Genomic DNA, 7687 nt, shown 5'->3' with positions numbered 1-7687 from the left:
CGTGGCTGCCGCTAGCGAACTCCAATTGAACTGTTGCACGGATTGGAAACCGACGAGGAGCGGGGGAGCGGTCAGTTGGTTCGTCAGCACGAGCGAGTAAAAGAACTCGCTCCATGCCTCCAGGAAGATAAGTACGCCGGCCGCCACGAGGCCAGGCTTGGCGATCGGCAGGATGATGATGGCGAATGTCTGCATCCGGCCAGCGCCGTCGATCATTGCTGCCTCTTCGATCTCTTTAGGGAGTTGGTCGAAGTAATTCTTGAGCACCAAGATCGCCAAGGGCAACGTGAAGACGTTGTAACTAATGATCAAGGCCCACGGCGTATCGAGAATGTTCATCAGCCGGAAGGCGACGAAGAAGGGGCCGATGATCGCGATCGCAGGAATCACCCGCGTAGCGATGACCGCGAGCTCAAAACTCCGAGATCCACGGAACGGGAAGCGGGACAACCCGTAGGCAGCCAACCCAGCCAAGGTGAGGTTGAGGGCAACGAGGACCGTGCTCACCAGCAGGCTGTTGGCAATAGAGTCGAGCAGTCTGGTGCCGGCCGTGCTCGCGCCGACACTGGCACCGGCTCCAGAGAGCAATTCAAGGAAGTTGTTGAAGGTGATGGAGTCCGGAATTAGAGGGAATGACCTCGACCCCATCTGGCTCGGGGTGATGAGGCTGGAGACGAGAAGGAACCAGACCGGCAGGATGATCCATAGGGCGAAGATCACCACGGCAAGGTAGATGAACGCTGTGAGCAAGGGGCTGCGCCGCCGGCCACCAGATCGGTTCGTGCGTCGAGTGCGGGGCTGTGCCATGGATTCACGCTGAGTCAGTTGAACCATGATCACCCTGCCATTCCTTGCTCTTCGCGCTTGTACAGCAACTTCACCGTGGCGAGACCCCCGATGAGGGCGAGAGCCCCGAGGATCACCGCGAGCGCAGAACCCAGGCCGATGTTGGTGACCACGAAGAGTTGGCGGTAGATGAGGATGCTCAGCACCTGCGTGGCATCGCCGGGTCCGCCCTGCGTCATGGCGAAGATGACATCGAACTGCAGGAATGCGTAGATCACATTCAGTACCGTGACGGTGATGAGCACCGGCCGTAGCCACGGAATGGTGATGTGATAGAAGCGCTTTATTGCCCCGGCTCCGTCCAGCGCGGCTGCCTCGGCGAGTTCGCCCGGGAGTGTCTGCAGACCGGCGAGGAAGAGGATCCCTGCGAAGCTGGCCTGGCGCCATACGGCTGCGATGATGGCGAGTATCAGTGCCGCTGTGGGGTCGGAAAGGAAGTCGTGGTATTCGGACGTGATTCCGAGTGCGGTCAGAAGGGCGTTAAGGCCTCCGACCGAACCGTCCGCGTACCACTTCCAGAGGATTCCGAGCACGAGCCATGGGGTGGCCCACGGAATGATGAGCAAGGTACGCGCGAGGCCACGGCCAATGAACTCCTGATTGAGGAGTACCGCACAGCCGAGGCCGATCAGCGTGGAAAGAAGCACGAATCCTAGTGAGAATATGAACGTTATCCACATCGAGTGCCAGAAGACATCGCTCTTGAACACGATGAGGAAGTTCTCGAAGCCCGTGAATTCCCCTAGTCCGCGCCCATCGGCCGGGACGTTGTGCACGCTGTAGAGCACTGTTAGGAGGGTGGGAATGAGCAGGAGGACGATCAGGAGCGCAGCGGCCGGCGCGACTAGGCGGACTCCGAAGCGTCGGCCCGAACTTTCGAGCGGGCCGACGCTTCGGCGCTCGGCCACCGACACGCCTCTGCGAACGGAGGGTGCAATGGGAGCCATCGAACTACAGACCGCCACCTTCTTGCGCGGACGTTGCGGCCTCGGTCAGTTGGTCGACGGTGTCGGCCGGGGTGATCTGGCCGAGCAATAGTGCATGGATGATGTCGCCGACCTTTGCCTGGAAGTCCGGGTACCAGGGGAGCGTCCGGGCGGCGACGACCTTCGAACCGGTCTCGAATGTCTCCGAGAGCATCGACAGGTCGTAGTAATCGGGGAACGAGTTCTGGACGTTTTCGTCCGTAAAGAACCCCGGATAGGGGGCGGCAAGGCCCCCGGCGTTCGCCCAGGCATTGGAGACGGTGAACTCTCCTTCGGGTGATTTCCATCCGTAGTACTTCATCAACTCCCAAGCGGCGGCGCGGGCGTCGTCGTTTTGGACATCGCCGAGTTGAAGCACTTCACCCATCTGGAAGGTGTGGTTCGCGCCGCCGATGGGCGCCATCTGAACATTGGTCGACTCGGGGCCCTCCAGGTCGCGGATCGAGGTGAAGAAGTAGTGGTGCAGGACGAAGAAGGCCGCATCGCCCTGTGCCATGTGGTTGGACAGGATGCCGGGATCGTCATTGAGCAGCGACGACGGCGCAAGCCCTTCGGTGTACATCGATTGCCACCACTCGAAGACACCCTCGGTCTTCGGGTCATCCGCGAAGACCGGGTTGCCGTCGTCGTCGAACGCGGTGATGCCTTCATTGAGCAGGTAGGTCTGCAGGTACTCCTCGCAGAACTCCTTGACCCAGTAGGCCACGTAGGGCGCAGAGACGATGCCCTGGTCCTTGAGCGCCTTGGATTGGTCATACATCTCCTGGAGCGTTTGCGGGGGCGAATTGAACCCCGCCTCGGCGACCATGCTCTCGTTGTAGTGCAACATGTGCACGGCTGAGAAGTAGGGGACGCTGATGAGGTCGCCATCGCTGTTGACGTAGGTGCTGCGGGCGCTTGGGAAGAGGTCTGCGACGAGGTCGTCGGCACCGGGCAAGTCGTTGAGCGTCGATGCCCAGCCCTGGTCGATAAACTTCTGTGAGTTGTAGGCGAAGTTGTAGTAGAGGTCGGTGACATCACCGCCGCGTAGCCGTGTCTGCAGGGCGGCGGAGTATCCCAGGTTCGGGATGATGGAGACCTCGACGTCGGTCTCTTCCGCGTCCGACCACTCGCCGACCAGTTGATGGATCATCTCAGGCTGGAAGTCCCATCCGAGCATCCGCAGTTGGCCGTCCCAGTCGCCACCGCCGGAACTGCAAGACGTCAACGTGCCAAGTCCCATCGCGGCAGCGAGGCCGGTGCCGCCCGCGGCTAGGAGGAAACTACGTCGGTTCATGGGAGAGCCTTTCAAGGCTGATTGATTTCGCATATGTGAACTCCACTTCATCGGGGTGAATCGAACTGTAGGCTGCCGGCCTCAGCCGGTCAAGCACGTGGGGCGCGCGGGCGGCAGCAGCCGCGGTCACGCGGGAGGGGCGATGGACGTCCTCGACGATCCGTGTTGAACGCCGATGGCTCCGTGGCCGAACGATTAGGGCGTAGCCGGGCTGGCGCGCGCTCCCGACGCGTTTCTATCTAGGGTGTGGCCGGCGCCTGGTCGAAGAGTCCGTCGCGGACCATCGAGCGGATCACTTCATCGGCGGCCGCTAGGGTTTCATCGATCTGGTCCGCAGTGTGTGCCAGGGTGATGTGATTCCTCTTGAGCGCCATCGGGTACATCATGAAGCCCTCGTTGATCATTCGCCGATGGAACTCCGCGTACGCCACGTCATTGTTCCGGAGCAGGTCCCGGTATCCGCTTACCGTGCCGCTCAGGAAGTACGTGACGAAGACGGAACCGAGCCCGGTGACCACGGCGGCAACATCGTGGCTCTTCATGATCTCGGACAATCCGGCACGCATACGGTCCCCGAGTTGGGTGACGTGGTCGTGGAAGCCGACCTCAGGATCGCTAATCGCTGTCATGGTGGCCACGGCGGCTGCCATGGATGCGGGGTTGCCATTGTAGGTTCCGGCCAGCATCACGTCCCCGCCGGCGGAGTTGAACCGCTCCATGAGGTCGCGCCGTCCGCCCATGCCGGCGACCGGAAAACCGTTGCCCATGGCCTTGCCATAGGCAGTCAGATCCGGGGCGATGCCGCACAGTTCCTGGTAGCCGCCCGGGGCGTGCCGAAAGCCGGTGATGACTTCGTCGAAGATGAGCACGGTGCCGGTCGTGGTGCACAGTTCGCGAAGGCCGCGCAAGAATGCATCGATCGGCAGCAGAGCGCCAACGTTGTGCGGGACCGGCTCGAGAATGACGGCCGCGATCTGATCGGGATAGCGGTCGAACACCTCCTGCACCGAACCCAAATCGTTGAACTCGGCTATGAGGGTGGCGTCGATCGCATCGTCCAGGATGCCTGCCGACAATGGGTCGCGACCCCATGCGCCTTCTGCTGAGGATGCGACGTTGCGAGCAACGGCGTCGTGCCACCCGTGGAAGCAACCCTGAAACTTCAGTACGTACTTGCGTCCGGTGGCAGCCCGGGCTAATCGCACCGCTTGGAACGTGGATTCCGTGCCGCTCATCGTCGTAATCGACATGTCGACCGATGGGATGAGGTCCTGGACGAGTTGGGCTGCTTGTATTTCGAGTTCGGTGACTCCCAGGCCGATGAGGTCGATCGTGCCGAAGGTTTCTGCCACAGCGGCGTTGACGCGCTCGTCGTTGTGCCCCAGCAGCGTGGCGCCGAAGGCGCAGTGGTAGTCCACGAACTCGCGACCATCGGAGTCGGTGATCGTCGAGCCCCTGGCGTGGCTGAATGCGGCGGGATAACCGACATTGCGGGTAGCCGAATTGACCCCGCCCGGGATCAATCGCACGGCTTTCCTGCGCTTCTCCTCGCCCGCCGTGGCAACGGGAGTCGCTGTACTCAGGGATGGCATGGCTCTCCTTTGAGGAAGTGGTGATCAGTTGTGAGGTGGGTTAAGAAGTCTTGGGACGTGGGTCGTCGAGGCCGAGCAGTTGCAGCGCATCGCGGTGGATGATGTTCTGCACCGTTTCTTCAAGGACATAGGGGAGATTCCCTGCGCGCAGTTCCGCCAGGGCGGTGAATTGTTCGAGCGCCGCCTTCGGCTCCCAGAGTGGGTAGTCGCTGCCGAACAGCAATTTGTCGGTGACGGCCCACTCCTGTGCGTGGACCAGAGCCAGGAAACCGTCCATTGGCCGTGACCAACTTGCCGAGACGTCGGCGAATACGTTCGGGTGCTTGCGCAGGACGATATTGGCATCGCGCTGCCAGGGGTGTCCCATGTGCGCCATGATCTGGACCAGGTCCGGGTACCGCCGGGCAACCTCCTCGACGATGAGTGGTTGGCTCAGCGCCAGGCGTCCCTGCGGGCTCGGTGTAGCGCCCATGTGCCATAGCACGACGAGCCGCTGCTTGAGCAGGAAGCGGTAGAAGTCTTCGAACTCCGGTGCGAGCGGGTCGAATAGGGAGAGGACGGGATACAGTTTGACGCCCCGGAAGCCCAGGCTGTGAGCTTCCTCCAGTTGCTCACGCCAGGTCGTGTCCAACGGGTCGATGGCTGTGAAGGCGATCGTGGGCGTGGTGACGCTGGCGCAGAAGTCGGCAACGTACCGGTTGGGGGTATGGACCCCTGCGCGTGACGCGGCCAGCCCGAAGACGATCGCGACGTCAATACCGGCCGCTCGCATGGCTACGTCGTACTGGTACGGGGTGATGTCCGGATACGGCTCACCGTAAGCGGGTTCCCAGTTCTCCTTGTGCTCCGGCCCCCAATGCTCGGGCAGCAGGTTATGGGTATGGACGTCGACGATCATGAAGTTCCTTCAATGGCCACGGGGTAGGAATCTCTGAACGCGCGCAGCGCGCTGAGGAAGCGACTTTCCTTGCCGAGAGCGGCGGCGGTCTGGGTGAGAATCTGCAATACGTCCTGCCGATGGGCGGGCGTCAGTTCGCCGGCAGGGCCGCTGATGCTGACAGCACACACGGCCCGCTGATCATTCGGCACCGGAACGGCGAGGCACACCACTCCGTGGTCCCTCTCCTCGTCGTCGACGCTGAACCCCTCCTTGTGGATGCGGGCGAGCTCGCCCTCCAGTTGGGCCGAGGTGGTGAGGGTTTTCGGTGTGAATGCGGGGTAGGGTTCAGGCGGCAGGTGGCCGCCCCGCGCTTCCGGTGGAAGCATGGAGAGGAGCATCTTGCCCAGACCAGTGCAATGCAGATGGTCGATCGACCCGTTGCTTGACCTGAACCGGAGTGCGCGTTGAGGTTCTTCCACTCGAAGGTGTAGGACCGACTCTCCGGCAAGGACACCAACGTTGGAGGTGAACCCGGTCGCTTCAGCGAGGTGGCGAAGATGGGGGGTGGCGACTGTTCCGGCGTCCATGCGCTGCAGCGCGTTGTCGGCGATCTCGAGCACCGCGTCGCCGACTTCGAAGGTCGGCGCATCGGTGGCTTTCCGTACAAACCCTTCTGCTTCCAGCACGCTGAGGAGTCGCACCAAAGTCGGTTTGGGCAGGTCGAGTTCGCGCGACAACAGCGCAAGTGTCATGGGCTCGTTATGTGCGCCGAGCGTACGGAGGATGCGGAGCGCCCGGGTGAGACCCTGGGAATGGTATGACGACGTGGAACGCGGTTCCATGTAGGCATACTAGGGTGAGCGTCGGCAGGTGTCCAGCGGCGATGTGGAGGGCTCCAAACTCACAATCGCGTGCAGCCGGCCGACCCGCAGGCTGCGCACGTTCGCGGTCACAGTTGATCGAAAGGGTGTTTCCTATGAATGCTGAGTCCTTACTCGTTGCCTCCCGTGGAGGGGGCGTTGAGCACGGCCTCGTCCGGTGCGCATACCGGGACGGGGGGTGGGTGATGACTACCCTGACCACCGTCGAGCAACTCTCCGCGCTGGCCTGGCACCCACGCTTGCCCGTGGTCTACGGCACGGCCGGTGTCGCGACGCCAGGTCGGGTGGTAGCGATCTCGGTGTCGGACGGTACCGGTCGGCTGATGAGCGACCAACTCGCAGGCCCTACCGAACTGGAACCGTGCCACCTCGCTGTCGATCCCAGCGGCTCGGTTCTTGTCGTGACGAACTACACCTCCGGCCAGTTGGCGTGCTGGTTGCTGGAACCCGATGGCTCGCTGGCCGGCGAGGGGCACCACCTGCAGTTGGAGGGCTCAGGCCCCGAGATTGAGCGGCAAGATTCGGCACACCCGCATCAGGTGGTCTTCAAGGACCGCGGGGATGGCCTTCGCACCTGGGTGGTGGATCTTGGCGCGGACCTGATTCGGGAGTTCAAGATCGTCGCGAACTCCAGGGCCGTGCACCTGGAGGAATCGCGCGCACTCGCCGTCCCGGCAGGTGCCGGGCCCCGCCACCTCGTGGAGATGCCAGACGGCCGGCTGGCCATCGCCGGCGAACTCGGGTCGAACCTTCTGGTGTTGAACCCTCGGGATGGGGCGGTGCATGACGTGCCCAGCACCGCCCGAACGGGACCGGCTCGTACCCGGCATTCGCGGAACTACCCGGGGGATATCCGATTGTCACTGGATGGGCGTTTCGTGTATTTCGCCAACCGCGGGTACGACACGATCTCACTGTTCGATGTGTCAGGAGAAGCCCCGGTCCTTGTGGTTGAGCGGGACTCGGGCGTTCGCTGGCCACAGCACATCCTCGTGCGGGAAGGAGAAATCCTGGTTGCAGGTTGGGACAGTTCCCAGGTTGTTTCGTTGGCTACCGACGGTGGCTACCTCGGGGAAGCGCGGGTGAAATTCTCGGTCTCGACGCCCGGCTGGCTCCTGACCGACCGATGATTACGGGTCGTCGTCACCGATGCCGACGTTAGCGTCTGCGAACAGGGGTGGTGTAGGACAGCGAACAAACGCACCCAACGCGGTACATGCGTTGGC

General features: G+C 62.5%; 7 protein-coding genes. 1 reads left to right on the top strand and 6 read right to left on the bottom strand.

Annotation, left to right across the window (positions count from 1 at the left end):
• From ACPL7H_RS18680 to ACPL7H_RS18655, 6 genes are all read right to left on the bottom strand, one after another.
• Nucleotides 1-834: carbohydrate ABC transporter permease (locus ACPL7H_RS18680; protein ID WP_424798251.1), on the bottom strand; the 834-nt coding region annotated here is incomplete at its 3' end.
• A gap of 2 nt (nt 835-836) precedes the next feature.
• Complete coding sequence (locus ACPL7H_RS18675; RefSeq protein WP_424798250.1) at nt 837-1754, bottom strand: carbohydrate ABC transporter permease; 918 nt, start codon at nt 1752-1754, stop codon at nt 837-839.
• 43 nt (nt 1755-1797) lie between these two features.
• Nucleotides 1798-3108, bottom strand: coding sequence for a hypothetical protein (locus tag ACPL7H_RS18670; RefSeq protein ID WP_424798249.1), 1311 nt, complete (start codon nt 3106-3108; stop codon nt 1798-1800).
• A gap of 239 nt (nt 3109-3347) precedes the next feature.
• A complete protein-coding gene (locus ACPL7H_RS18665; protein WP_424798248.1) occupies nt 3348-4700 on the bottom strand; it encodes an aspartate aminotransferase family protein in 1353 nt (450 codons plus the stop codon).
• Between the two features lie 40 nt (nt 4701-4740).
• Nucleotides 4741-5598 (bottom strand): amidohydrolase family protein, encoded by an 858-nt coding sequence (locus ACPL7H_RS18660; protein ID WP_424798247.1) that lies wholly within the window; start codon nt 5596-5598, stop codon nt 4741-4743.
• A complete protein-coding gene (locus tag ACPL7H_RS18655; RefSeq protein ID WP_424798246.1) occupies nt 5595-6422 on the bottom strand; it encodes an IclR family transcriptional regulator in 828 nt (275 codons plus the stop codon). Before ACPL7H_RS18655 ends, ACPL7H_RS18660 begins: the two co-directional genes overlap by 4 nt.
• Before the next feature lie 224 nt (nt 6423-6646).
• On the opposite strand from ACPL7H_RS18655, the gene ACPL7H_RS18650 reads away from it, so the two are divergent.
• The gene (locus ACPL7H_RS18650) at nt 6647-7591 is read left to right on the top strand and encodes a lactonase family protein (RefSeq protein ID WP_424798245.1); all 945 of its coding nucleotides are present in this window, start codon (nt 6647-6649) and stop codon (nt 7589-7591) included.
• Nucleotides 7592-7687: the final 96 nt, after the last annotated feature.

This window comes from Pseudactinotalea sp. Z1732 (assembly GCF_049724975.1).
In the GTDB taxonomy this organism is placed as follows: Bacteria; Actinomycetota; Actinomycetes; order Actinomycetales; family Beutenbergiaceae; genus CALKWS01.
This window is presented reverse-complemented; position numbering and strand designations above follow the sequence as displayed.

What these genes read in the sequence shown, in the direction of transcription:
- ACPL7H_RS18670 (WP_424798249.1), bottom strand. Translation starts at nt 3,108, where the DNA reads ATGAACCGACGTAGTTTCCTCCTAGCCGCGGGCGGCACCGGCCTCGCT.
- ACPL7H_RS18660 (WP_424798247.1), bottom strand. Translation starts at nt 5,598, where the DNA reads ATGATCGTCGACGTCCATACCCATAACCTGCTGCCCGAGCATTGGGGG.
- ACPL7H_RS18650 (WP_424798245.1), top strand. Translation starts at nt 6,647, where the DNA reads ATGACTACCCTGACCACCGTCGAGCAACTCTCCGCGCTGGCCTGGCAC.
- ACPL7H_RS18655 (WP_424798246.1), bottom strand. Translation starts at nt 6,422, where the DNA reads ATGGAACCGCGTTCCACGTCGTCATACCATTCCCAGGGTCTCACCCGG.
- ACPL7H_RS18665 (WP_424798248.1), bottom strand. Translation starts at nt 4,700, where the DNA reads ATGCCATCCCTGAGTACAGCGACTCCCGTTGCCACGGCGGGCGAGGAG.